Genomic DNA, 23,072 nt, shown 5'->3' with positions numbered 1-23,072 from the left:
CATCGTCCGATCCGGTGAAGGGATCGTACAGGCACAGAATAACTGGGAGATAGGGCCACGATCTGCGAAGGTGCGCGACCACAACGACGTCAGCCTGAACACCCCGAAGCTCCCCCGCATCTCATTGGAGGTGCGAAAGCATGCGCTCTGACCTGCTAAAACACCCATCCATGCATACGCGCCTTCTCTGGTGCCCACCAGGCTGGGGCACGCCTACCGCCCCAGCTGCGCAGAGCGCCCGGGAGGCGTGGCCAGATTCGCGACCGACCCAACCTGGAGATCGGCGGTGCCTCACGTCCGGAGATGTGTGACAGTGTTTGATCAGATCAATGCTGACTATTTGCTGACTTTTCTGATGCAGCATCAGGCCAATGGTCTTGACCAACTCAGTCATTCATGTCCTACTCTGGACCCCCACCCTTCCGTGCCGGAGACTGCAAGAGCCCCCTCGCACCGGGGCCTGTCCGGCACATCAGGCGAGAGCATGATCCGCCGGACGCCAGAGTGCCTCAAGCGATCGAGAACTGGGCGGACTACATCGACCGATCCGATAGGCAGATCGTACAGACGAGCGAGAGGCAGGGGAAGCAGGTGAGGTCCGGGCGAGGTGCGCGATTGGGCGGATGACCAGGTGTACGTCAGTCGCACGGTAGGTACAGCTAACGCCTCGGACATGAGTGCGCTGACCTGCTGAGATGCTTCCCTGATCGACAGTCGGGGCCGCCCTGCGACGAATCTGAAACCATCCCACTCAAGTCGCACGCGAGGGCCCAGAGCAAACCTCCGGACGTCCCGTCGCAACACCGCGCGGATGATGAGCGTTCTCATGTTTTCGCATGTGCAGCAGCGAGTACCTATCCCGACGCTGACCCCTTGCTGACTCATCTGACGGAGCATCGGCTCACGGCCGCCCCCCTCCAGCGACCGCGCCGTCTGACCGGACAGCGCCCACCCATCCTCGACTGCGGGCCGGTACTGGCCGCCACACGCCTGTGAAACCGATGGCTTCGCCGAAGGAGGACCCGAGGCCCTCCAGAAGCCCCAGCCGATCGTCATACGGTGGAACTTCATCGGGCGGTCTCACGAAGGCATTACCCGAGCGCGCGACGAGTGGATGAGCTCCGCGAACCCTGCCCGCTTCGGCGCCGTCGAGGGCTACCCGGGCGACCGCCTGCCCGCCCCGGAGCTCCCGGGAATTCCCCTCAAGGCACGTGGGCGCACCCGCTGACCTGCGCGTTTCGCAATCGGGGGTGCGGCGGCCAGGCCCGCTTGGTGAAGCTGACCTTGTAGACGCCGCCCTTCTTCCTTTCTACGGTGAACCCCGCCCCCTGGAGAATATCTCCATTGGCATTCACCGTTCCTCCGAGAGTTTTCTGAATGGCATTGCCGTCGCTCATTTCTGGCTTCCTTTCCGCTTGCCCTGTGGGCGCGCAAGAGAGATCGCCGGCATATATCGACCGAAAACCGTTCGTGTACCGATTGTTAATCGGTAGGCCCTCTTGACTCTTGATGGCGCCACGGCGCCCCGGACAGTCGCTCCGCTCGCTGGAATTACTCCCAATGGAGTTGGCAGGGGCATCGTCGTCATCCTGGATGAAAATCGGCACGTCTGGCGCCATTGGGCCCAGGTCCTCGCAGATCCGCGAGACCTCGCTCCTGGAGATCCCCGTGTCCGCGCCCAGGGCCTTGACCAGGTCGTCGACCGACCGCGACACGCCGTGGACGTAGGCCTCCATGATGACCGCGTAGGGCCGGCGCCACTGCGCCCGCGGCGGGACACGGCGGCGTGCGGCGCGAGCCGGCGCCAAACACCGCCTGGTCTTTGCCGACCGGGTGGTCGCCACGCTCATCCATCTGCGCCACGACCTGCCACACGCCGTCCTGGCCCTGCTGTTCGGCGTCGACCGTTCCACGGTCAGCCGGGCGATCGGCGAGGTCAGGGGCCTGCTTGCCACCCGGGGCTTCGCGGTGCCCGGCCGTCCGGGAGTACGGCTGCGAACCCTGGCCGACGTCTTCGCCTACGCGCAGGCCGAGGGTGTCGTGCTTCGGCTGGACGCCACCGAGGTCCAGGTCCACCGCCCGACCCCGCACCGCGGTGGGCGGCGAGCCTTCGTGTCCGGCAAGAAGAAGCAGAACACCATGAAGACCACCGTCGTCGCCGATGCGAAGGGTCGCACCCTGTGGGCCGGCAACCTGCGTCCTGGCCGCATACACGACACGACGGCGATACGGGGCGAGGGCATCGACGATCTCTTCCGCCAGTTCCCGGAGGTCGAAGTGCTTTTGGATGACGGCTATTGGGGACTTCGCCGTGATCATCCTGGCAAGGCAGTCACCCCGCCGAGAAAGCCCAACAAAATCGCCGCGCCGGAAGTCCACGAAGCCCGGGAGCAGGCGCGCCACGAGCATTCGTCCCAGCGCATTGTCGTCGAGCACGCCCTCGCCGACCACAAGCGATGGAAGGGACTGACCCACTGGACCCACCGCCGCGACGGCCTTGCCGCCACCTACCTCGCCGTCGCCGGCATCGTCTCCGACCGCACCGCCACCATCTGTGCAAACGGCGACCCCCGGCCAGCCACATCGCCGCCGCAATCACGCACCAGCTCGTACTGATCGTTTCAGAATGAGTTGAGCCGAGGGGCTTGTGCTCGGCAATCTTGGTCGGCAGGGTGTCCAGATCTGTGCTGATCTTGTTCCGGACGGCCTGTGGGAGCGGGTGGCTCCGCTGCTGCCGCCCGCTCCCGAACGACGCCATCGCCATCCCGGGCGACTTCGCGTTCCGGACAGGGCGGCCCCGGCCGGCATCGTCTACGTGCTACGTGCTACGTGCTACGGAAGTGGATGTTGCCGAGGAGCTCGTCTCGTTCGACGGTGACGCGGTCGAGCTCGACGTACAGCTCGCTGATGACGTGCGCGCAGAACTCTGTCAGTTCCCGCCGATGTTCTCGCCCTCCGAGAGGTGGGAGCGCTCGGCCGGACCACGTCCGGCTCGCAGCCCCGAGGACGGATCGACGGCGCTGGCGGGTGATGCCTGTCACCGAACCCAGACGTTCCCTCGGCCGGTCCGGGGAGTCACCGCATCCAGCGGTCCCACTACGCAGAGCCCTCAGTCCCCGCAGCGGAGAGCAGCTGGGTCAGTGTCAGGGCATCGCTGGTGGCCTCGGCGGAGGCGTTCAGTTCCCATGCCCCCACACTCGTCTTCTCGACTCCGCCCCGGAACCACAGCCGGGCGGGTTCGTCTCCATGGCCGATGGTCACTCCGGCGTCGGCGGAGACGGAGAACACCGGGGCTCCGCCGCCGGACGGCGTCCTGCGCCGCAAGAAGAACAGCAGGTCCATCACCGCGCCGGAGAAACGAGCTTCCGTGGCGGCGGTGAACTCCCATTCCTCCAATCCACCCGGCCCCGTCAGCACATCGACTGTCAGGTACTGCAGGGTGAGGTCCCGCAGCCCTTTCGGAATCCCATCACTCACCCCCCACTTACTGGCGATCCAGTTGAGGAGCGCGCCCATCTGAATACCTGCGGAATGCGCCCGTCGGCGCACATAGCCGTTCTGGTCGAACTGGACAGCCAACTGCAGCGATACACCATCGATGGTGATGCCCGCGTCGACATTCGGCGCACTCCCCGAAAGGGTCGGGACGGATGGCGACGCCGACCCTCGTGGGAGATCTCGACGGGGCCTCGTATCCGACTCCATCAGCACCGCATGCTCCGCGAGTGGCTTGATCCGGAATCGCAGCTTGTCGCCCTGCTTCTCTCGCTTCCAGTCCGCCTCCCTCACGGGTCGCAGCCCATTCTTGTCGAGCGCCTGGGCGAGGTCGCGAATCCCACGCATGGCATCCACTTTCATGCCGGGGCTGTTCGGATTCATGAGATACCGGTCCAAGCGGTCGTATACTTGCCGGCGCTGGGCCAGGGACTCCGCCCCCACGATCCCGGCGCTCCCGGCCTCGAAGCCGTCTGCTGGCTCGTCCGCCCTCCTGGCCCCCTCCGGACCGACAAAGAGGTTTCCCGGCAGCCAAGCGAAGATACTCAGGAAATCATCCCACCCCTCCAGGCGCTCCTGCTTACTGGGGTCATGCCTGGTACTCGACTTGCTGAATTCTTCAGCGAAATTCCTGATCCTCGGAATGTTTCTCGCGAACCGTGCCTCGAGCCGCAGGTCTCCGAGCTTGCCGGCCACTGCCTTGGCGAACTTCCGCAGCTCGCCCGCGAGGGCGGATTTCTTGTTGTTGTACTCGTTCTCAACGACACTGTTCCATGCGTCCATGAGTGTGTTGTAGGGGATCACATGATGCCTTGACAGCCCGATCCCTTCAGGCCGGTTCAGCTTGTCCAGGTTATACAGATCGCGCCTGACCAGCTCGTCATCGAAGGGGTAGGAAGGACGGGCGTTGGGCTCCGGGCGCCAGACCAGGTTGACATTCGACGGCATACTTCCAATCTCCTCTGCACCTTGCGACCACTTCGGTCCTCACACGAGCTCGCCACAACCGGGACCCGGATGAATGCCACCCGGCACCTTCAGTGCGACAGCCGGTTCGATCCCGTTCTGCGGACGAGTCGGCATCCCCAAGGAACCAGCTCGCCCGGCCGACAATGGGTCTCCCATCGACGCCCAGGTGGCAGACCACAGGCAACAAGGGCCAGCGGCTTCAGGGCGAGAACCACTCACCCGGTATACAGTGACCATCAGTAGTCAGTCGTAAACCATGCGTCACGAGCGAGCGGAGTCCGCGCTGCCGGACACGTCACGCCCCCGCAGGTAGCAAGCCGAGCTCGGCACGATGGAGGTGGTAGCGCGTGGGGAGTGACGTTTGGGGCGACCTGCCGGTGAACCTGGTGCCGACCCTGACCTCCGGACACCTGCGACTGGAAATTCCTTCCAGTGGCAAGAAGTTCAAGCTCGGGATGGACTTGTCCGGGACCGATCTGGGTCGAGAGTGGCATGTCGGACTCGCCTCGGCGTGCGAGGCCACCGGCGACCGGGTCACCGTGGTGGCGGCCGGCGTTGCGCCGTCGATGTCGCTGGCGGACCTGCCGGTCGTCGGACCGCAGATTCCCCGTGACCTGGCCAAGATGTCCCAGCTGTGCCTGGTCGTACGGACGGCGAAGAAGCCGAGCAGTGGCTTGGCCTCAGAGCTGACCACCCTGCTTCAGGGGCCAGGCAGCGGCGGACCGCTGCAGTTGGACGCGAAGGCGTTCGACGCCCGCGCCGCGCTGGGAGCAGGAGTCGTGATCGACGGGCGGCCCTCAACAGTGTGGCTGGAGTTCGGTGCCACGCCGCCGACCGAGCTGCCCGGGTTCGCAGTCGTCCCGCAGGAGTCGGACGACGTGGGGTCCCATACCGCGCCGACCGGCGAGTTGGCCGCGATTATGCCTCCCGGGGGCGGCAGCCCGGGCGGGACGGGGGTGGCGGCCTGGCTGAGTGTCGACAAGGCCCTGGGACCGCTGCATATCCACCGCCTGGGGCTGCGCTACGACGCCACGGCCACCCCGAAACGCCTGTGTGTCCTCATCGACGCGTCCCTGGGAGCAGTCGGACTGGTCTTCGACGCCGTCGGGCTGGGCCTCGGCGTGGCACTGGACGGGTCGTACACGGTGACGGGGCTGCTGGACGGGCTAGGCCTGTCGTTCGAGGCGGGCCCGGCACGCGTGGCAGGCGCTCTGGTCCGCAGGGATCCGCCGCCGCCCCCGCTCAAGCTGATGATCGAAGGCATGCTGACCGTCTCCACGCCGCGCATCGGTTTCCTGGCCGTGGGCATGTACGGGCAGCTCTCCGACGGACGGACCACGGTGTTCGTCATCGGCCAGGTCACCGGCCTGCACCTGCCATTGGGACCGGTGGACGTCACCGGACTGCTCGGCGGCTTCGGATACAACTCGGATCTGACGTTCCCCGTCGGCCCGCGGGACGTCGAGGCCTATCCGCTGGTGGCGGGCCTCGCGAACCCCAAGGCGATGCCGGTCGACCAGGGCGCGGCCGCGGCGCTGGTCAAGCTCGACGCCGTGCTCAAACCGGCGGGCGATCACCTGTGGGTCGCCGTCGGCGTGGCGTTCACCGTGTTCGAGATCATCGAAGCCGTGGCGGTCATCGCCGTCCAGGTCTCCCCCGGAGACCTGACCATCGCGGTCCTTGGGACCGCGCGGGTCCGGTTCCCGCAGAACGACAACCCGTACGTCAGCCTCACGTTGGGGCTGCGCGCCGTCTACCGCATGTCGACGGGCGAACTGTCCGTGGCCGGCGCGCTGGATCCGTCCCAATCCTTTCTGATCAGCCGGGACTGCCACGTCCAGGGCGGGTTCGCAGTGTGCACCTGGGTACCGCCCTCGACGCACGTCGGTGACTTCGTCATCACGTTCGGCGGCTACAACCCCGCGTACACACCGCCGAAGCACTACCCGCAGAGCGTGGACCGGATCGGTGTGGTCTGGCAGCCCTGCGACGCGGTGGTGGTACGCGGCGAGGCGTACGCGGCCGTGACGCCCTCGATGCTGCAGGTCGGGGGCATGCTGCGGGTCGAGTACAGCTCCGGGTCCGTGTCGGCGTGGCTGCGCGCCGAGATGAACGCCGTGGTGCAGTGGGATCCCTTCCGGTTCGAGGTCGACATCACGGTGCAGGTGGGCGCGGACGTCCACTTCCTGGGCACTCACCACTTCGAGTTGACAGTCGGACTGACCCTGTGGGGGCCGCCGACCGGGGGTATCGCGACCCTGGAACTGCCGGTGGTGCCGAACGTCCACATCCGCTTCGGTGCCGGACGGCCGGCCGTAGCAGCGGAACTCTCCTGGGACCAGGTCCGCGGCCGGGTGCTCGCCAAGCAGCAGTTGCAGGCGGTGGTGGCCTCGGGTCTGGTCCACGAACAGGGTGAGAAGAAGGACCAGAAGCCCCTGCCCGCGAAGGTGTCCTTGGGGTCGTTGGCCTTGTCCGTGCAAACGCCGGTGCCGTGCACGCGTCTCGGGTTGCGCAAGGACGGGAATGTGACGGTGCCCGTCCCACCGGACCCCGCGAACGGGTCCGGCGACGACACCGCCCTCCTCCCGGTTCGGCCCATACACCGGAAGATCAGCGCCGACTGCCTGCTCTCCCTGGCCGCGAGCAAGACGCCAACCACGCCGGTGGACCTGTCGAGTTGGACCGTCAAACGCGTCATCGGCGGCGTACCGTCCGCAGTGTGGGGCCCACTGCTGAACGGTCCCGGCGACGCCCCGGCGATCCAGCCGAAGAAGTCCGAAAGCACAGGTGACACCGAGGTCATCAGCGGGCAGACACTCGGTGCCCGGCTGGTTCCACCACCGACGAAACCCGTCGACCGCCTGGGGCCCATGCCGAAGGAGCACCTGGAGTACGAGCACGGCGAGGCCGGCCGCCTTGCCGTCGACGTCGTTCCCGTCGGCAGCCAGGCATCCGACGGCACTCGCGAGAAGGTCGCCGCGAGCATCGGCACACTCAAGGCGGTACAAGCGCGGCATGCCCTGGTCGAATGCTGGCGGGCCCTGGGCCTCTCCCCCGGCGCCGCGTCCGAGCCGCCGCCCCTCGACCCGCTCGACGCGCACGACGGCTATGCGAAGCGGCTGTGGTCGCTCCTGGAAACCGACCCCATGCTCGTTCCCGCCACCACTCTCGACAAGGCCTGATGCCGCATGACCGACCGCGTTGCGCTGCGTTCCGCCACGACCCGCCTCGAGGTCTCCTTCATCGGCCGCGACGAACCACCTCTGGGCGCGGATACTTACACCCTCACTGCCGACCAGCCGATCGTCGTCGAGGGCGACTCGCACCCGGCGGAATCCCTGCACGCCTCCGTCGAGTTCACGGTGGACGCGCCCCGGTTCACGCTGCCGCCCGACGCCGCGGCGGCCGTCCACCCGCCGCCCACCGCCGTGGGCCGCTTCGACACGGCCCTGCCGCACGTCGTGCTCAGCAGCCACACGCTGCCCTGGGCACGTCGCGACGACGCGCACCCGGAACGCCCCTGGCTCGCCTTGCTGTTGGTCACCGATGACGATGTCGCGACCGACCCAGGCACCGGCGAGGCAGTCCGCTCCGGAACCGTCAAGGACATCCTCAAGCCCCCGGAACACGTCCTCGGTCCCAAACTGGCCCATACGGCCGCCGAGGTGCCCGAGTCGACGCCGTGCCGCATCGTCGACCTGCACCTCGCCGGGCTCATCGACCTCCTGCCCGATCTCGCGGACCTGCCCTGGCTGGTGCACGTCCGTGATGTCACCGCGGTGTCCGCCGGGACAGCAGCCGACGACTTCACCCCCGGACGCCGCAGCGTGGTCGTCGCCAACCGCTTCCCCCGGCTGTCGTCCCGCCGCTACACCGCCGTGCTGGTCTCACTGGAAGGACACTTCGGCTATACCTACCTGGGCGGCACCGAGCCACCCCTGGCCGGGACGACGACGGTCCGGATGGCCGCGCTGTGGTCGTGGTCCTTCAGTACCGCCGCAACGAACACAGACCCCGCCAACAGCGACTTCAAGTCCCTCGCCGCCAAGATGGCCGCCGCCTCCAGGACGGCGAACGCGCTGTGCCTGCCGAACCAGTCCGGTGCGTCTGCCGCCGGCGTGGAGCAGCATGTCACGGACCGGTTGGCGGCCGGGTACGTTCCGGTCGTCCACCGGCTGCCCACCGGCGAGCGCACCCCTGCTTGGTACCGCGGGCCGTGGACCGCATACCACGCCCTACCGCTCCCGGACGGACGCCTACCGCTCGCGGACGCCCAGGCCGGCCTGGTCTACCTGGAGGACTTCGGAGTCTGGGACGTCAGCTACGCGTGCGCCTACACCCTCGGCCAGGTACTGGCCGCCGCCGACCCCGCGCTCCTCCAGGCCCTGGCGGAGTTCCGTGCTCAAGGCCTGGCGCTGCTCCAGGAGTTCGTACCATCCCGTGGCTCAGCAGACTTCTCGGACGGCACCGCCCGCACCCGCTTCGAAAGGCTGCTGGGGGACGCGAAGTTGACGCCCTCGATCGAGAAGGGCCTCAAGGCCAAGCCGACGCACACCCGACGGTCGCTCCGCCGCCCCGCGGCGCCACGCCCGCACGCCGGCGGCCATGCCGTCACGGTTGACGCCCTGTGCGCCGGAGCCGACGAAGCCGCCCCACTGGCCGAAGCCCTGGACGCGGTGGTGAGCGACCACGCTGAACGTGTCTCCGAGGCCCTCGGCCCCGGCGTCCAATGGCTGATGCGGGTACCGTTCGACAACGTGGTGCCGCACGCGGGCATGCTTCCGGAGCACAGCGCCCGCTTCTTCCAGATCGACCGGCAGTGGATGAGCGCCATGTTCTCCGGGATGCGCGGCCTCGGCGCCGCGACCAGGTTCGACCGGCACCTCAACCACCTGCTGGACACGCACACCCTGGCCAGGGATCCGGCCTTGCCGGTGTTCGGGGCACTCCTGCGGTCCCCGCTGGTGCGCTACTGGCCCGAACTCGTCGTGGAGGCGACAGCCGATGGCCGCCAGCTGTCCACCTGGGTCGGCAGACCGCTGCCGGACACGATGCTGCTGCTCTGGGACGCCCGCCCCGAGCGCGTCATCGTGCGCGAACCACCCCACGGCCTGAGCTTCGGCATCGACACCCTGGCCCCGGAGACCCTGAACCTCCGCAATCCCGTCCCGGGCAAGGACATGGGCAAATCGCTGAACCACCCGGCCGACCGCATCGAGACCTGTCGGCGCGGCACCGCCGGAGTCCGCGGCGAAGTCCTGTGCATCGCTCAACCGCGCGGCAACGCCACCGCCACCCTCACGGACGTCGTGCAGAAGGCCCTGCGGGCCAACGGCCACCCCTCCTATACCCTCACCGCGGCCGGCCTGGCCCTGCAACTGCTGAACTCTGCTGGGAAGTTGGTCTTCGACGCGGATACGTCTTCGTCCCCACCCGCCCCCGACATGCACGGCAACTTCCCTGCCGGGTCCGACCGTTCGAAGGGCGACTCCGCATGAACGACAATCCGACCACCGGGGCTCCCGCCGTGGTAGCCGTCCCGATGGTCATCGACGCCCTCTCGGTGACCGCGCCCGTAGCCGACGACCCCTTCTGGCGGGCATCCCCTACGTTCGCCGGCCGCTTCCGGGACCCGGAGCCGCGCCCGCTCGACTTCGGACTGCACTTCGGCACCAAGCCCGAGCACCAAGGCGTTTACCTGCACTGGCACATGCCAGCGGCTCTGGGCAAGGGGCGCCTCGACCTGATGCGGGGACGGAACGCCGACCTGTGGTACCCGACGGTCCCCAACCGGTGGCTGATCCTGCGCTACCACCATCGCCGCGGCGTCCCGCAGGACCAGCACCCCGACGCCGCCGGCTGGCTCGTGTACAGCGACGTGACCGACACCAAGCCCCCGTCCACCAAGCAACCGGACAAGGGCGGCCTCGGAACGTCGCGGGTGGGCCCGGCGCTCTGGATGGGCCACACCGTGCCGCTGACCAACCCCTGGACCGAGCCCGCGGGCGGCCGGATGGCGCCGCTGACCGTCCTCGGGCCGGGCATGCCCGCGTTCGCCGCGTTCCAGCCCTACTGCCAGGACGTCTTCTCCTTCCACGACCCGCTCACCGACGACACCTACAACCCCGCGGCGCTCCCGGCCGGCGACCTGAGCTACCTGGTCGTCGGCTGGCACGCCGCCGCCGCCGACGATCCACTGGCCGCCCAGCAGATCGACGACCTGCTCGCCTTCTTCTGCCCGACCGCCCCTGCGGCCCGCACCGCCGACGCGCTGCACCAGCTCGGGTGGACCATGACCCCGACGTCCGAACTCACCGGCCAGGAGCGCTCGGTGTACGCCGGCACCGTCCTCGGCCTCGCCTGGGACGCCGGGGCGAAGACCGCGCCACCGTCGAAGAAGCCCGACGGCCACCAGGGCATCAAGATCGCGGTCGGCCACGACATGGCTGACGCCTCGGCCGCCCTGATCCACGACAGCCTCGACCTGTCCGCCTACCACGCCCCGGGACCAGCCACCCACCTACTGCGCGCCTTCCACACCGGCAATCTCGCGGTCCTGGACCGGGCCGCCGACTCGGGCGCCGAGGCGGAACTCCTGGACACGGCCGCCCACCACGACTGGTTCTCCCCGGCGCCCCGCGGCACCTGGTGGAAGCTCACGCCTCCGGACCAACCGTCCTCGGCCCTCCCCAGCAGCGTAGCGGCCGGCCACGAGTCACCCTATCCTCGGGCCGCGCTGGCCAGGCTGAACGCCGCACAGGTCGCCCTTGACCGGCAGCGCCTCACAGTCGCGCAGGCCGCCCGCATGGTGGCCGACCTGTGGTTCCTCCAAGGCCTGTACAGCGAAACGCACGGCACGAAGCCCGAGTTCGACATCGAACGGTGCAAGCATGGGCTCGACCCGACGCAGAACGCGGGCCCCCGGCACGACTTCGAGACGGCCGCCGCCAGCCTGAAGACGCGAACCACGACACGCGACCAGGCCCGCGCCGACGCAGCCAAGGACCTCCCCAAGGGTTGGAGCCTCACCGAGGTGGCGCTGCCGTCGTTCCACGCCCCCGCCGACCCGACCATCCTGGTCAGCGGCGCCGGGACCCCGCTCAGCGACTCCTTGGCAACCGGCAAGGCGCTGAACTGCCGCCGGGCGGGTCAAGTGGTCACGATCGTCACCGTGGCGGGCAAAGGCGGCTCCGCGGACCTTCCGGTCACCGCCCCCGCGGTCGCCGACCTTCGGCTGCCGGCACAGTGGGCCAAGGCCGTTGACAGTGCTCCCGAACCGGTACGCCCGCTGCTCGGCGCCCTCGCCCGTGAACTGCACACCCTGCACACGGTGGCCCACTACCTGCGCGAGGCGGGAGACCTCGGGGACGACCGGCTCGGCACGCCGCTCAACAAGCATCCTCGCGTCCGTGCCCTCACCGGCGACGCACAGTGGCCGAACGTCGCCGACGTCTGGGAGCAGCCGTGGCGCCCCCTGACCCTCGCCTGGAAGGCGACCTGCCGGACCGTGTCGTACGAGGACAGCGCCGGCGCAGCCCAGTGGACGTTCAACGGCAGCCACCGCCAGCTCGCCAAGGCGGTCCCTGCGCGGGAGACGTTCAGCCTCCAGGGCCGCAGCTTGCTCAGCGAGACCCCCGTCACCACCCTGCGGCGGCGCATCGACGCCCATCTGGACACCTACCCGGACGCGCCCCCGAAAGCCCTCGCCGACTTCCGTGCCCTGGCCGGGAGGTGGAACCTCGCTTCTCAGCGGCTCGCCGGGCTGCGCGGGGCCCTCGGGCGACGCACCCCCGCGTTCCACCTCGACTCACCACCCGTCCCCCGCACCGACGCAGCGGCGCCCGCGCCCGCGATCGGCACCTACGAGCCGGTGCAGGCGATGCAGTTCACCCTGGACGAACTCAACATCGTCGACACCTTCGGCCGGGGCGTGATCGTCATCGACCCGAAGGAGCGTGCCCAGCACCGCGTCGTCCGCTCACCGTCGGTGACCCCGGCCGTGCCAGCCTTGGGGTTCACCGCCGACGACGTCAACCGGCTGGTGCAACTGGCTCCGCGCCTCCCGCAGCCCGCCCGCCTGTGCCTGACACCCCTCGCGCACACGGCCTCCCCCTCGGCTGGCCTCGACAAGGTCGTCGACGCCGACAGCGATCCGCTGCTGACCGCTGACACACCGGTCGCGGGGTGGCTGGTCGTCCGGCGCTCCCGGACGGATCCGAAGAACGCGGCGGCGCACTGGCACCTCGCCGTCTACGCGCCCGATGGCCAGGGCCTCGGCGAGATCCGCTACCTCCGCGCGCCGAAGCCCGCGCAGGACGCGGTCACCTGGCTTCCGCTGCCCGACTCTCCCTTGCCCACGGCGCGGGCCGTGCACACTCCGGCGTTCGCCACTCGGAACCCGGCGCTCGCGGGCTTCCTGCGCGCACTCGTCGACCAGGAACCCGACGCGATCGCGGCCGGACAGCAGGCCGCCACCCAACGTCCGAACCGCCTCATGGATCTGGCGCGGAGCATCGACCAGACCCTCATGTCCACGGCTCACAGCCCCGGGAACACCAGGGTCGGGGCGGGCATGGTCGCGGGCCGTGCCCTGGCGCTGGTGCGGACGCGCGTCCACCTCGAACTGGACGGCGAGCCGCGCGCGAACCCCTCGTGGAACAAAGTGTTCGACCCGCCCGCGAAGACCGACCCTCACCTCGACCGGCGCTGGCCGGTACGTCTCGGCGCCGGCGGCGACCTCGCGGACGGCCTGGTCGGCTACTTCACCGGACCTCTAGACCACCCCGGTGCCACCGACTACGAACTCCTGCACGCCGTCCACCCGCCGCACGACCCGGTCAGCACCTACACGAAGGCCATCGTGCGGACGGACGGCACGACCGGCGCCGACGTCAGCGTCCCGGCGCGGCCGCTGGCGGAGACCGTGAAACCCGTGGACGCCGCCTACCTCACCCTCCTGATGGATCCCCACACCACAGTCGCCGCCTGCACCGACGTGCTGCCCGTCGTCACCTACCGGCTCCCTCCCCCGGCCGTCGCGGCACACCTCGAACACCTCACCCTGGCGGTCCCGCTCGGCCCCGTCCTCACCCGGGTCCTGCCCTCCCCGGCCGGGCAGCCACCCGCGCCCGCACGCCTCAGCCTGCCCACGCCCGACGCGGGCGGCGACTGGCACTTCGCGGTCCCCCCACGGCCACCGGCAACGTCGTGGACCACCTACGGGCTGTCGGCCGCCGTCAGCGAACCCCGCCTGACCCCCACCGCGCCGGACACCCTCACCGGCCACCTCACCCTCGCCCCGAAGAAGAAGTAACGCCACCCCGACGGGAGTTCGGCCGCCGACCCCCGGCATCCCCACCACGGAGACGCACCTGTGGACACCCCTTCCCTCGCCGGGAGCGAGTTCGCCATCACCAACCTCGCTCCACAATCCCAGCCGCCCTACGGCGGCTCGGTCACCCTCACCTGGCACGGTCCGGCGCCCGGCACCACCGCGCACAGCTACTTCCTGCAACGCTCCGACCATGTCCAGAACTTGACACCGATCACCCCCACCGAAGACGCCCAGGGCGTGTGCAGCCATATCGAGCCCGACATCACCCAGACCGTCACCGCGTTCCTGGTGATCGTCAAAGGCCCCAACCACCAGGAGGCGCGCGCAATCACCACGGTGGTCCTGGAGCGCGGCGACGTCCATGCCGGGGCGCTCTCCGCGACCGGCGTCACCCGGCTTCTCAACCCCAAGCCGCCAACCTTCTTCGAGAAAGACACCCAGACGAACGAAACCTACTCCGCCCCCACCGACGGATTCCTCGCCGCCACCGTCACCACGGTCGCCCAGAAGACCGTCGCCAAACTCCACGTCACGATCACCGACACCGGGCACGATCCCCGGCCCCCCTTGCGAAGCACCCTGATCGCGGACCGCGCGCAAATCCCCATCAACACCCTACTGCCGGTGCACGCCGACGCCCTCGTGACGCTCCAGGTGGAAGGAAGCAGTCCCAAGGCGAGCGCCACCTGGTTCCCCCTCGGCCGCGGCGAACTCACACCGCACATCACCTGAAGGCCCACCATGTCCACCGAGCCAGCCACCCTGCTGACCTACGTCCTCGACCCCCGGTTCCTGAGCGCCGCCACCCAGGGCGGCACCGTCACCCTCATCGGCAGGAACTGCACGGGAGGTGATGTCACATGCAACGCGGTCACGCTCTCCCTCCCGTGCGGCACCGCACCCACCGATCTGACCGCCCAGGACGCCCAGGCGCTGAGCCTCGCCACCGGCGACGGCTGGGACGTGGATCCCAAGAAGGTCGGCAAGAACCTCGAACTGACGGTGTCCGCCGCAGGTGGCAAGGTGCTGGAAAACGGCGACACCGTCGAGCTGCGCATCGCAAACCTCGACATCAACGGCATCGCGAAGCCCGTCCAGCTCACCGTCATGGAAGAGGTCAAGGGCCTCCATACCGCGACCCGCACCCTCGATTTCGACAAGACTCCGGCGGGCTTCGTCCTGACGGACTTCCGCCCCGACCCGTACATCATCGACCCTGAGCACACCACCACCGACCTGACGTGGCGGACCACGCTCCCGGCCGGCACCACTGCGTCCTACGCACTCAGATGCACCGGATACGCCCATCCCTGGGACGTCACCGGGAGGACCACGCAGCGTGTCGCCCCGCCCAGCGACGCCACCTGCGTCCTGACCGCGACTGTGAAGCCCGTGTCGGGGGCGACGACCCGCGCGGATTTGAGCACCTTCCTCCTGGTCGCGGGCCCGGCCGTCGCCGCGCGCACGCTGACCGCGGACACCACGGTCAAGCTGTTGGGACGAACCGACCCCGGCAACACCGGGATCCCCGGCTACACGTCCATCGACGTGCGGCAAGCACTCGTCACGGGAGACACCTTCGTCGCACATACCGATGGACTGCTGCTTGCCGACGTCCGCTCAATCCCTGCCGGACGCGAAGTGCACCTGCATCTCGCCCTGGCGGACGCGCCGGGCCATGAGCCGCTCTACCGGATGACAACCGTGGCCGACACCCGGCGCCGCACCGCGACCCTGCCGGTCCCGGCCGGGTCGGCCGTCACGATCAGCACGACGTCACCGGGAAGCCCCGCCGACGAACCCTGGTACGTGGTCGCGCTCGACTGGCGGCCGTTCGGAGGTGGTCGCCTCACGGCTGCCTCCTGAACGACCACCCGGTTCATCTCTCCGAACTCCAGCCGAACGTCGGTTACTTCGACTCCGCGGCGGCAAGGAACCTCGGCGCCGACGGAAGCGGGGTGAAGACGCACGACGATTGCGCCACCTCCACCGTGTACGCCGACTCCTCCTTGCCGTCGGCGCCCGCGTACAGACGTGTCACGTGCTGGCTGCCGGATTTGTCGTAGCCGAGGAACGCGGCCGTCACCGCCGTCTCCAGCGGGCCCTTGCGAACCGCGCCGACGACATCGCCCTGAAGCACGCAGTACGCGGAGGCGGGCTCGGTCGTCCTCAGTCCCCACAGCACGACATCGCCTCCGGAGATCTCGCAGGCGGCCGTGACGGCGAAGCCTGCGGGAACCGAGAAGGGCACGCTACCCACATGCTGTTTCCCGAACACAGTGTGGTTCCAGGAGATCCTCTGGTACTTGCCCTCCCCCGCCGCCACCAGCGCGTGGAACGTGTAGGTGTTGTCGGGGACTTCCTCGTCGCGACGGAACACCGCCACCGGCACCGCCGTCAACACCCCGGTCAGACTGGTCCACAGTTTCCGGTAGTGGAGCCCCTGATCCCGGAACGGATAAGGGTGGTCGACGCCTCCCGCACTCCACGTCTCCATGGGCCCTCCGCCGACGCCCTGGAGGATCCGGCGAACCATACCATTGGAGTAGAACACGTAGACCAACGGCTCACCGTCAGGTCCCTTACCGGCGACCATCGCGGTCGGTGCGTGCTTCATGTTGTCCCCTTGCCTCTCGTCGACGGGTTCCCGCGACCCGTGATGCCGTCCGCGACGCGCGCAGCGCCCGCCGGGGGCAGCCCGTGGCACCGCAAGCCCAATGATTGCACAAAGGAGCTATTCACATACACTCCGTGATATCGTATACGCATCAACCTGGCTCGGCCCATATCGTGGCAGCGCCATTCGACGAGACAACAAGGACTCCACATGTCTGTCTCACCTGACGCCCTCGAAGCCCAACGCACCGAACTGGGGCGGATCCTCGGCCTGGACACCCCGGCCTCGGAAGACGTGCTCCGCGCCGCCGTCACCGACGACGGATACGCCCGGAACCTCCTCGCCTGCCGCCGCGACCCCGAACTCCTGAACCTTGTGCTCGCCCGTCCGCCCGTTCCCGCCGAACCCCTCCCGTCCTCGACCCTGATTGCCCGCGGAGCGTCGGCGCTGAGCCGGTGGGCCCGCACCGGCTTCACCGTCGTCTCCGACGACGTCTTCGACGCCCGGACGCGGGCGTGTGCCGCATGCCCGCACCTGTCGATGCAGCAGGGCAACCTGCTCCAGCAGATCGCCGCCAAGGGCCTCACCGACAAGTCCACCTGCACGCTGTGCGGTTGCGTCGCCGCCCGCAAGGCGCGACTGCCCTCCGAGCGGTGCCCCGGAGCCGATCCGGAACGGCCGGGTCACAGCCGATGGGGTGATCCGGACAACGTCGCCCGGAGCGACGCCGCAGCTTTGAACGCCGGGGTGAAGTGATGGGCGCGACCGAAGTCGACGGCCTGGGCTTCGTCGGGGTCACGATCCAACGCGGCCACGTCCGGGTGCTCTGCAGTACGACCAAGTCGGAGGAGAAGGTGTACGAGCGCGGGTCGCCGCCAGGCCCGGAGACCCTGCCTACTCGAGCCCACTCCGGCCTGGCCCTCGACACCTCATGGGGCCTCGCGTACTACTCCCAGACCAGTGTGGTCACGGAACTCAACTGGACCCCCGGCGAGGTCAGCGGAACGTTCTGGCCGAAAAACCGACTCTACAGCGCGTTCTACTGGTCGGCCGCTGACAAAGCCCTACTGGCCGCGCGAACGGACTCGGCCACTATCGACAAGTACGGCCCCCCGGTCCAGGAAACCAGGCTCCTGGCGAAACCGGTCCAGCATTCCATCGGAGCCACGGACAAGGCCGCCTTCTCGGACCTCCTCTTCGACACGGGGGCAGCCCTCCTGTTCGGGCTGCAGAAGTCCACGTCCAACATTCTTGTGTGGGGGAAACTCCAGGCTGGCTCCGGGGGCAGCTCGTCAAGTATCAACTTCGGCGCAGCACGGTGGCTCGCCATCGCGCCGACATCCGAGAACACCTACGTCCTGGGAACCCCTGAAGGATCTTTCGGAACGATCCAGCGGTTCAATGCCGACAAGAAGCAGTTGACCCCCGAGATCAGCATCCCGACCGGGTGGCAGTGCTGCGGGCGCCCAGTCATCGCCACTGCGGAGAACCGGCAATACTGCTGCATCGTCGCACGCAAGGGCACGGGCACGGATCTGGTGTGGGGGATCGTGGTGGCGGACGTCCAAGAGTTCACGAAGAACACAGCGGCCGTCATCCCCTTGAGCGATGCATATGGCGTGGCCCCACTGGCCGTCAACCCGGATACCGGCACGCTCTACGCGATCAAGATCTTCTCTACCAGTCCCAAGCAGACCGGGCTTCAAGTGGTTTCCGCGAACCCTGCTAAGCCGACGGATACACTCGCGTCCATCACGACGTGGCATTCCTCGCTGGACTTGCACTCAGACACCCCCGAGCACCTCTGGTGCTACACCTGGGGACAAACCGACTGACTCCATCGGAGACTAGGGGCCAACATGGCTTACGACAAAGAAGTATGTCAATCAAATATCAGCAAAACCCATATGCCGGCTTGCGCGGATATCCCAGGCTACCTGCCGAGCCACTGCCAGGCGATCCAGGACGCCTTCCACGACCTCTGCATGAATACCAACAACTCCAACCTTCCTGTCAGCGCATTCACTTGCACACACAACGGGACCGTCGAAATCTCTACGGACCCGAAGGTGCAGGAGAGGATGGACAAGGAGAACAAGGACTTCGAGACCCTATGCGCTGAGTGGTCCGGGAAGCTGCTGGCATGCTACTGCTGCTGCGCCTGCATGGCGTACGGGACAAAGATCGCGCTTTCTCTAGACCGGCAGGAGAGGATCGAGACGATCGCCAAGGGCGAGCACATCCTCACCGGCACCCTCGCCCCTGATGGCAAGGTGACCTGGGCACCCAGCCTGGTCACCTTCAGCGACGGTGCGATTGGCGGGAACAGCCCCAGCATCATGCACATGTCGTTCGGTCGGCCGGATGAGCGTCTCGGCGAGTTGATCTGCACCACCGACCAGCCAATCCTTCTCGCGGGCAGCACTTTGGTCCAGGCATCCCAGGTACACGTCCGCGACCAACTCATGGGCGCCGACGGCCAACCCGTCCCGGTGCGCTCAGTCGGCATCGGGGACTACACCGGCGGCCTACACCACCTCGGCACCGGCCGCTCCGCCGACCCAGCGGGCGGCCACCTGCTGCAGGCCGCCGGCATCGTCGTCGGCGACTACTACCTCCAACTGCAACCGAACCTGCTCGCGGACTCCTGGGCCGACGACAGCGCCAAACGTCCCCACATCTGGGAGGAGCAATACGCGCAGGACAACAGCGCGGAAAGGCAGGGAGTCTCGTTCCTCTTCGGAACACCCGGGTGCGGCAACGAAACAGTCCTCGCCGAAGGGAAGTTCACCATCTTCACCGGACCCGCCGACTACACCGGCCCCGACGTCGCAGCGCTCTTCACTCCCGCCCAAGCCGATGACATCCGCGCCGCCGGGAATCAGCTCAGCCCTGGCAACACGGTTCCCCAGTTCATGGTCGAAAAAGTCTTCTCGCACTGGCGGGGCTTCTACCCGGACATCCACTTCTTCCTGGACTGGGACCAGCCCGAACCCAACGTGTACGCACTGCGCCGACACGGCAAGGAGACCGTCGTCGTCACCGGAGGACTCGCCCGGACGCAGAGCAAGGATGGCGAGGCCATGGCGCTCGAGTTCCCGGGTATGGTGCTGGCCGTGGGCCACGGCATCGCCCGACTCTCTGGGAAGGCACCACGCAACACCAATGGCTTCAGTACCACCGGCTGGGCGGACTACCAAGCCTTCCAATTCCTGAGCCGGGCCTTCTGGTGGGACAAGGATATCCTGCCCAACGGGCTCCTGGCGAAAGCCCAGTTCAACTCCCTGTTCGATCTCATCTCCGAAAAGAACGCCCAGGGCAACCCTGAACCCGGCACCGACGAGCCGTCCATTGCCTGCCGCCGCAAATGCATCTCCTTCACCTCGCCGCGCTTCCCTGAATGCGCCGGCGGCCCCCCACCCCTCCCCATCGCCCTCGAAGACGCCGCAGCGACAGCCAACGACTACGCCCTCACCCTCGCCGTCAACATCGCACCCAAACCCGAAACGGTGTCCCCCGCCGGCAACTACACCATCACCCCACCGATCGAGATCACCCAGGCAGCGGTGGCCCCCGACTCGCCGTACCACATCATCGTGAAGACCAAGACGGCGTTCCAGCCAGACGTGGAATACCAAGCCACCATCCACGGCCTCAAGTCCTACCTGGGCGGCGGCGTCGACGCGAAACACGACACCCTCCGCTTCACCCCCAAGGCGGAACCCGTCACCACCTGACATCGAACGGCGGCAGCTGACACCACACCACGGGCCCTGCGTCGGGCGACCTGCGCCGGGCCCACCGTCATTCGGGGCCACCTACCCCGAAAGGCTCCCCTTTCGCAGCCCTGCATCCGCTGTGCTCTCATGAGGAGAACGTGCTGCCAGCACCGCCGAAGCGACAGGACCCCGCTAGCCGCTACCGCTGCCCTCACACCAACATCTCGGTCAGGTGGTCGCCATGCCTGCATCGCTACGCCGTCGTTCTCATCGACTGTCCGTGGTCTGCTCCGTGGCCGCGATGTCCGTCCTATGGCCCGCGACAACGGCTGCTCCAATGACGGGGCAGTACGTGACGATCCAACCGGAGAACGCCAAGTTCTTCGTCTCCATCCTTCGGACAACAAACGACCCGCAAGATCCAAATGCCGCCTGCAGCGGCGTGCTCACCACACCGCGAACGGTGGCAACCGCGGCTCACTGCCTTCGCGAAGGCGCCACCTACACCGTCTACCGAGGTCCGATTGGCAGCCCGGAAAACCAGCAAACAAAGGAATCAGCAATCGTCTCCCGCGTCGACGACCTCGGGCGCCTCTTCTTGTCGAAAGCATTCAGCAGCGGGTCGGCCATCGCCCTGGAGCACGGCAGCAGCCCCAAGCCGCTCCTCGGAAAGAAGGCGTTCCTCTACGGAGCCGGGCGGATCCCTGGAGCCGAAAACGGAAACGGAGTACGATCTACGACCATCAACATCCTGACGGTCAGAACGGAACCCTACAAGCCAGTGAAATCCAAAGAGTCGATAAGTGAGAATAAATTCCAGGTCGTCAACGACCTGAACAAGGAGAGGGCACGCGGCTGCAGTGGCGATTCGGGAGGACCGTTGGTGTATATCCGGAAGAACCCGAAGACCGGCAGTGACGAGGTCGCCCTACTGGGAATCACCATCCAGGTGGTCATCGACGACCTGGAGAAAGAACATGGTCGCTGTACGAGCGCACCCGTGATGGGTATCACGGTGATCAGCTGGGCCGGGAGCCACCCGCAGCTCTACGTGTACCCCGGCTGAGGCTGGGCCGTCAGCCCGACGCGCCGTCCTGAGCTCTCAGGAAACGGTGAAGCAGTCCGCCAGATCCGTCAGCAGCACTCCGTCTTCGGCGGACCATCCTGCAAACACCGCCCACTGACCTCCGCTTTTTTCCAAAGCCCCACGCATGCTCATCTCCTCCTGCCCCCTCCGGGTCATCACGGAAAGTTCCACCGCCACCCGGAATCCTCGAGCATCACTGACGAAGTCAACGACGTCAAACCGGATCGGCAAGCCGTCCAAAGCAAACCGAACGGATGCCTCGAAGTGGTACTCCGGAGTCTTGACCGAGCCCTTCTGGGTGATAGTCAGGGCAAGCCGGTCGATCGTGATCCCGTCCAGGAAATGCGGAGGGTCAGCAACCTGCAGCGTACCGGCGATCCAATCCGTGAGGGCCTTCATCGACACCGACACGATTTCGCCAGTCCTGTACGTCGTGTCTCCTTGAGTATCCGTTTCGAAGGGGAATTTCCTCCCATCGATGACAATGTCGCCGTCAGAGGGTCGCACGGGGCTCCTTCCATGGTGTGCTGTAAAGGAACGCGAAATACAGGGAGCGGTACGGCTGGGCTACGTTGGCCGTTGGCAACAGCATGCCCTGAACCGGCGAGACTGCGGCCTACCTGGTCGGTGTGTCCCATCGCGGCGTGGCAAGCTGCCCGACCTGCGGGGAGTGGGGTTCGGCAGGCTCGATGATGCGGTCGGCCGTCTGGAGGAGCTGTCGGATGTCGCGGATGCGGCGGTTGTTGGTCTCAGGGGTGACGCCGAAGAGTCGGGCTACGGCAGCCTCCGGGAGGCCGAGCCGCTGGTGGAGTAGGAACGGCCAGGAGGCGGTCGGCGGAAGTGAGATCGGGGCGGCGGCCGGTAGTGCCGTCGCCCTTGATGCAGGGCCGGTGACCGCGCCGCTTGTCGAGTTGGCCCTCGTGCTGGGTCCCGTGGAGTGCCAGGAGTTGGGTGGTCAGGGCGTCCCACTCGGCTGCGGCGAGTCCGGTGAACGTGGGATGCCGCCTCCACGCTCTGCTGCTTCAGCCGGGGGTTGTGGGTTTCGATGTCAGCAGGAGCGCCTACGCCTAGCTAGTGCTGCGCGAGCGCCTGATCGCCCAGCACCCCGCCCTCACCGTCGCCGACCTGCTGGATGCCTCGCCGCAATCCCGAGCCCGCACCAGACGGCTGGCGGCGCGCCGTCCACCTCGCGCCCAGGGGGTTCGGCGCCGCCGCCGTCATCACCGCGTCGATCACCCGGTCTAGCGACCACCGAACAGTTTGCCACCGGCTTTGTTACCGAGCCAGCTCTCGTCGTCCACGTTCTCCACAAACTGGGCCGAACTCCGCAGTGGCTTCTCCGGGCTGGGGCTGGCCGTCTCGGAATCGACCCTCTCCTCGGTGTCCTCGTCGGTCGATCCGCTGTCGATTCTCTACACGGAACTCGCCGTTGCCGTCGCTGCCCATGATCAGTCGTCCTTCCTACAGCGGAGAGTATGGGGATCTCAACTACCAGTGTCCTTCCGCACCATGGCCCGCGCACGGCGGCGCGCGTGGAGCTGACCTGGGGGTCTGCGCCGGCTGCCCCGCTACCACTCGCCCACGGTGCTCACTCGGCCACCCCCGGACGGACCGCTCGGCCGGCGGCCAGGGTGGCCGGCGGGAAGGCGTCCATTGCCGTCCATGGCCGTCGTGGCGCGGTCGCAGCTGTGGGCGCACGCCGAAGCCGAAGAGGCCGCCGCGGGCCTGGCTGACGACGACCAGCCCCGGCGCCCTGTGCCCGAACGGCTCCACCGGCCCGTTGATCCGCTCGGCGCCGAGGACCTGAAGCTGCACGAGTGCCTGGGTCCAGCATGAGGACGACCTGCGCCC

At 67.7% G+C, this 23,072-nt stretch carries 14 protein-coding genes and 3 pseudogenes; 12 read left to right on the top strand and 5 right to left on the bottom strand.

What is annotated here, in order from left to right; genetic code table 11:
* Window positions 1-1,625: 1,625 nt before the first annotated feature.
* A pseudogene (locus ACIP4P_RS03180) lies at window positions 1,626-1,748 on the bottom strand (transposase); the annotation flags it as partial.
* Window position 1,749: 1 nt separating this feature from the next.
* Between ACIP4P_RS03180 and ACIP4P_RS03175 the strand changes: the two are divergent.
* Together ACIP4P_RS03175 and ACIP4P_RS03170 are read left to right on the top strand one after the other, a co-directional pair.
* A pseudogene (locus ACIP4P_RS03175) lies at window positions 1,750-2,553 on the top strand (transposase family protein); the annotation flags it as partial.
* A gap of 127 nt (window positions 2,554-2,680) precedes the next feature.
* Window positions 2,681-2,824, top strand: a pseudogene (locus tag ACIP4P_RS03170) (IS5/IS1182 family transposase); the annotation flags it as partial.
* A gap of 272 nt (window positions 2,825-3,096) precedes the next feature.
* Here the strand turns inward: ACIP4P_RS03170 and ACIP4P_RS03165 are convergent.
* Entirely contained in the window at window positions 3,097-4,443 is a 1,347-nt protein-coding gene (locus ACIP4P_RS03165; protein ID WP_400914146.1) for a hypothetical protein, read from the bottom strand.
* Window positions 4,444-4,811: 368 nt separating this feature from the next.
* Here ACIP4P_RS03165 and ACIP4P_RS03160 point away from each other — a divergent pair, with 368 nt between their 5' ends.
* The 5 genes from ACIP4P_RS03160 to ACIP4P_RS03140 are packed head-to-tail and all read left to right on the top strand — an operon-like array spanning window position 4,812 to window position 15,664.
* Window positions 4,812-7,646 carry a DUF6603 domain-containing protein gene (locus ACIP4P_RS03160; protein WP_400914144.1) on the top strand — a complete coding sequence of 945 codons (2,835 nt, stop codon included), beginning with the start codon at window positions 4,812-4,814 and terminating at the stop codon, window positions 7,644-7,646.
* Window positions 7,647-7,652: 6 nt separating this feature from the next.
* Entirely contained in the window at window positions 7,653-9,962 is a 2,310-nt protein-coding gene (locus ACIP4P_RS03155; RefSeq protein ID WP_400914142.1) for a hypothetical protein, read from the top strand.
* Entirely contained in the window at window positions 9,959-13,777 is a 3,819-nt protein-coding gene (locus tag ACIP4P_RS03150) for a hypothetical protein (RefSeq protein ID WP_400914139.1), read from the top strand. Before ACIP4P_RS03155 ends, ACIP4P_RS03150 begins: the two co-directional genes overlap by 4 nt.
* 60 nt (window positions 13,778-13,837) lie before the next feature.
* Complete coding sequence (locus tag ACIP4P_RS03145) at window positions 13,838-14,530, top strand: hypothetical protein (RefSeq protein ID WP_400914137.1); 693 nt, start codon at window positions 13,838-13,840, stop codon at window positions 14,528-14,530.
* 9 nt (window positions 14,531-14,539) lie between these two features.
* Window positions 14,540-15,664 carry a hypothetical protein gene (locus tag ACIP4P_RS03140; RefSeq protein ID WP_400914135.1) on the top strand — a complete coding sequence of 375 codons (1,125 nt, stop codon included), beginning with the start codon at window positions 14,540-14,542 and terminating at the stop codon, window positions 15,662-15,664.
* Between the two features lie 43 nt (window positions 15,665-15,707).
* Here ACIP4P_RS03140 and ACIP4P_RS03135 read toward each other — a convergent pair whose 3' ends face one another.
* A complete protein-coding gene (locus tag ACIP4P_RS03135; RefSeq protein WP_400914132.1) occupies window positions 15,708-16,415 on the bottom strand; it encodes a hypothetical protein in 708 nt (235 codons plus the stop codon).
* Between the two features lie 210 nt (window positions 16,416-16,625).
* On the opposite strand from ACIP4P_RS03135, the gene ACIP4P_RS03130 reads away from it, so the two are divergent.
* The 4 genes from ACIP4P_RS03130 (at window position 16,626) to ACIP4P_RS03115 (ending at window position 21,200) form a co-directional block, all read left to right on the top strand.
* Complete coding sequence (locus ACIP4P_RS03130; RefSeq protein WP_400914130.1) at window positions 16,626-17,171, top strand: hypothetical protein; 546 nt, start codon at window positions 16,626-16,628, stop codon at window positions 17,169-17,171.
* Window positions 17,171-18,250 (top strand): hypothetical protein, encoded by a 1,080-nt coding sequence (locus tag ACIP4P_RS03125; RefSeq protein WP_400914127.1) that lies wholly within the window; start codon window positions 17,171-17,173, stop codon window positions 18,248-18,250. Before ACIP4P_RS03130 ends, ACIP4P_RS03125 begins: the two co-directional genes overlap by 1 nt.
* Window positions 18,251-18,274: 24 nt before the next feature.
* Window positions 18,275-20,152 carry a hypothetical protein gene (locus ACIP4P_RS03120; RefSeq protein WP_400914125.1) on the top strand — a complete coding sequence of 626 codons (1,878 nt, stop codon included), beginning with the start codon at window positions 18,275-18,277 and terminating at the stop codon, window positions 20,150-20,152.
* A 334-nt stretch (window positions 20,153-20,486) separates the two neighbouring features.
* On the top strand, window positions 20,487-21,200 hold the full coding sequence (locus ACIP4P_RS03115; RefSeq protein ID WP_400914123.1) for a trypsin-like serine protease: 714 nt from the start codon (window positions 20,487-20,489) through the stop codon (window positions 21,198-21,200).
* A gap of 36 nt (window positions 21,201-21,236) precedes the next feature.
* Here the strand turns inward: ACIP4P_RS03115 and ACIP4P_RS03110 are convergent, their stop codons facing one another.
* Window positions 21,237-21,728, bottom strand: a complete 492-nt coding sequence (locus ACIP4P_RS03110) for a hypothetical protein (RefSeq protein WP_400914122.1) — start codon at window positions 21,726-21,728, stop codon at window positions 21,237-21,239.
* 564 nt (window positions 21,729-22,292) lie between these two features.
* Complete coding sequence (locus ACIP4P_RS03105) at window positions 22,293-22,457, bottom strand: hypothetical protein (RefSeq protein WP_400914120.1); 165 nt, start codon at window positions 22,455-22,457, stop codon at window positions 22,293-22,295.
* Between the two features lie 426 nt (window positions 22,458-22,883).
* On the opposite strand from ACIP4P_RS03105, the gene ACIP4P_RS03100 reads away from it, so the two are divergent.
* A complete protein-coding gene (locus ACIP4P_RS03100) occupies window positions 22,884-23,057 on the top strand; it encodes a hypothetical protein (RefSeq protein ID WP_400914119.1) in 174 nt (57 codons plus the stop codon).
* Window positions 23,058-23,072: the final 15 nt, after the last annotated feature.

The organism is Kitasatospora sp. NPDC089509 (assembly GCF_044749365.1).
Classification (GTDB): Bacteria; Actinomycetota; Actinomycetes; order Streptomycetales; family Streptomycetaceae; genus Kitasatospora.
This window is presented reverse-complemented; position numbering and strand designations above follow the sequence as displayed.

What these genes read in the sequence shown, in the direction of transcription:
- ACIP4P_RS03165 (WP_400914146.1), bottom strand. Translation starts at nt 4,443, where the DNA reads ATGCCGTCGAATGTCAACCTGGTCTGGCGCCCGGAGCCCAACGCCCGT.
- ACIP4P_RS03155 (WP_400914142.1), top strand. Translation starts at nt 7,653, where the DNA reads ATGACCGACCGCGTTGCGCTGCGTTCCGCCACGACCCGCCTCGAGGTC.
- ACIP4P_RS03150 (WP_400914139.1), top strand. Translation starts at nt 9,959, where the DNA reads ATGAACGACAATCCGACCACCGGGGCTCCCGCCGTGGTAGCCGTCCCG.
- ACIP4P_RS03140 (WP_400914135.1), top strand. Translation starts at nt 14,540, where the DNA reads ATGTCCACCGAGCCAGCCACCCTGCTGACCTACGTCCTCGACCCCCGG.
- ACIP4P_RS03135 (WP_400914132.1), bottom strand. Translation starts at nt 16,415, where the DNA reads ATGAAGCACGCACCGACCGCGATGGTCGCCGGTAAGGGACCTGACGGT.
- ACIP4P_RS03130 (WP_400914130.1), top strand. Translation starts at nt 16,626, where the DNA reads ATGTCTGTCTCACCTGACGCCCTCGAAGCCCAACGCACCGAACTGGGG.
- ACIP4P_RS03125 (WP_400914127.1), top strand. Translation starts at nt 17,171, where the DNA reads ATGGGCGCGACCGAAGTCGACGGCCTGGGCTTCGTCGGGGTCACGATC.
- ACIP4P_RS03120 (WP_400914125.1), top strand. Translation starts at nt 18,275, where the DNA reads ATGGCTTACGACAAAGAAGTATGTCAATCAAATATCAGCAAAACCCAT.
- ACIP4P_RS03100 (WP_400914119.1), top strand. Translation starts at nt 22,884, where the DNA reads ATGGCCGTCGTGGCGCGGTCGCAGCTGTGGGCGCACGCCGAAGCCGAA.